Raw genomic sequence first — 1,904 nt, 5'->3', positions numbered from 1 at the left:
GCGGGGCACGCGGCGCGACGTGTGCCTCCAGGCGCTGTTCCTGTGGTTCGAGGCAGGCCAGCGCGACCGGCTCGACGAGCTGCTCGCCGTCTCGTGGCCCATGGAGGGGGAGTGGGCGGAGGCCGCCGTGCTCATCTCTGCCGCGTTCGCGGAGGGGAGCCCCGATTCCCTCCGCTCGGCGGGGGACGCGCTGCGCAGCGCGTTCTACCCGCGCTTGGCGCGCGAATGCTACGGCGAGGCGCTCGCCCAACTCGAGAACACGCCGTCGCGCGCGGACGCCCGCGCGGTGTGGGAGGGGCAGCGCGCGTGCGACGCGGAGCTCGGCGAGTCCGAGCTGACCACCCAGCCCTCCGCCTCGGCGGGGGAGCTCACGCGGCGCGAGCGGCAGATCGTCGCGCTCGCCATCAGCGGGCTCAGCGACCGCGAGATCGCGGACCGGCTCATCGTGTCCGTGCGCACCGTCGAAGGGCACCTCTACCGCGCCTATTCGAAGCTCGGGGTGAGCAGCCGTGAGCAGCTTTCTACCGCCGTCGGACTCGCCCCGGAGAGTGAGTACACGGCGCAGCAGAGCAAGTAGTGGTGGCGAGGCCTTTCCCGCGCAAATGCGTAGTCTCCACTGATGCTCCCGGGGCTCGGGAGTGGGAAAGTTGAAGGGCCGGGGCCACCCGGCACGGCTAGCCCGAAAGGACAGCCCAAGGGACTGAGCCGGCGACGACGGAACCTCCCCGAGACCAAGGTTCCTCCCCCAGCCGTCGCCGGCTCTTCCCCTGTGTGGGGCGGGCCAGGGTGGCGCTCGGGGCGGCGAGGCGGGGCCACCGTCCGGGGCTCGCGGAGAAGCGTGGGAGAATGGATTGCGGCACACAGCCGTAACGTAATTAGTGAACTCATTCTCCCTGCGTGAAGGAGCCGTCCCCGTGGCCCTCGTCAGCATCCCGGCCGCCCTCCGATCAGCCCAGAGCCTCGATGGCCGCGGAAGCGATGCCTCCCTCCACGAAGCCCGCCTCGACGACGCCGAGGCGCAGCGCATCCGCCACGACTTCCCGGCCCTCGATCAGGAGGTCAACGGGCACCCGCTCATGTACCTCGACTCGGGCGCAACGTCGCAGAAGCCGCGCAGCGTGCTCGAGGCCGAGCAGGACTTCTACGAGACGCGGAACGCCGCCGTGCACCGCGGCGCCCACGAGCTCGCGGTGCGGGCCACGGACGCCTACGAGGACGCGCGCGCGAAGGTCGCGGCGTTCGTCGGCGCGGAGCCCGAGGAACTCGTGTGGACCTCGAACGCGACCGAGGCGATCAACCTCGTCGCGTACGCGCTCTCCAACGCGAGCGCGTGGGCCGAGCGCGGCCGAGGGGGAGCGGAGCTCAAGCGCTTCGCGCTCGGCGCGGGGGACGAGATCGTGGTGACGGAGCTCGAGCACCACGCGAATCTCATCCCGTGGCAGGAGCTCGCCTTCCGAACGGGCGCGATCCTCCGCTACATCCCCGTCGACGACGACGGCCGCCTGGACCTCGCCGAGGCCGCCCGGATCGTCGGGCCGCGCACGCGGATCCTCGCGTTCTCCCACGCCTCGAACGTGCTCGGCACGGTGAGCCCGGTCGAGGAACTCGTGGAGCTCGCGCACCGGTTCGGCGCGCTCGTGGTCCTCGACGCGTGCCAGTCGGTCCCGCACATGCCCGTGGATTTCAAGGCGCTGGGCGTCGACTTCGCGGCGTTCTCGGGCCACAAGATGCTCGCGCCAACCGGCATCGGCGCGCTCTACGGCCGCGCCGAGCTCCTCGACGCGCTCCCGCCGTTCCTCGTGGGCGGCTCGATGATCACGAAGGTCACGATGGAGCGCGCCGAGTACCTGCCCGCGCCGCAGCGCTTCGAGGCCGGGACCCAGCGCATCTCGCAGGCCGTGGCC

The 1,904-nt window shown here is 71.7% G+C and carries 2 protein-coding genes; both read left to right on the top strand.

The window, feature by feature from the left end; genetic code table 11:
- Positions 1-577: response regulator transcription factor (locus ACLN58_RS21680; protein ID WP_415857281.1), on the top strand; the 577-nt coding region annotated here is incomplete at its 5' end.
- A 337-nt stretch (positions 578-914) separates the two neighbouring features.
- A partial coding sequence (locus ACLN58_RS21675; RefSeq protein ID WP_415857280.1) for an aminotransferase class V-fold PLP-dependent enzyme occupies positions 915-1,904 on the top strand: 990 nt, incomplete at its 3' end.

The sequence above is a fragment of the Sinomonas sp. G460-2 genome, assembly GCF_047759905.1.
Taxonomy (GTDB): Bacteria; Actinomycetota; Actinomycetes; order Actinomycetales; family Micrococcaceae; genus Sinomonas.
The sequence above is the reverse complement of the archived record's forward strand: the minus strand, read 5'-3'. Positions and strand labels throughout refer to the sequence as shown.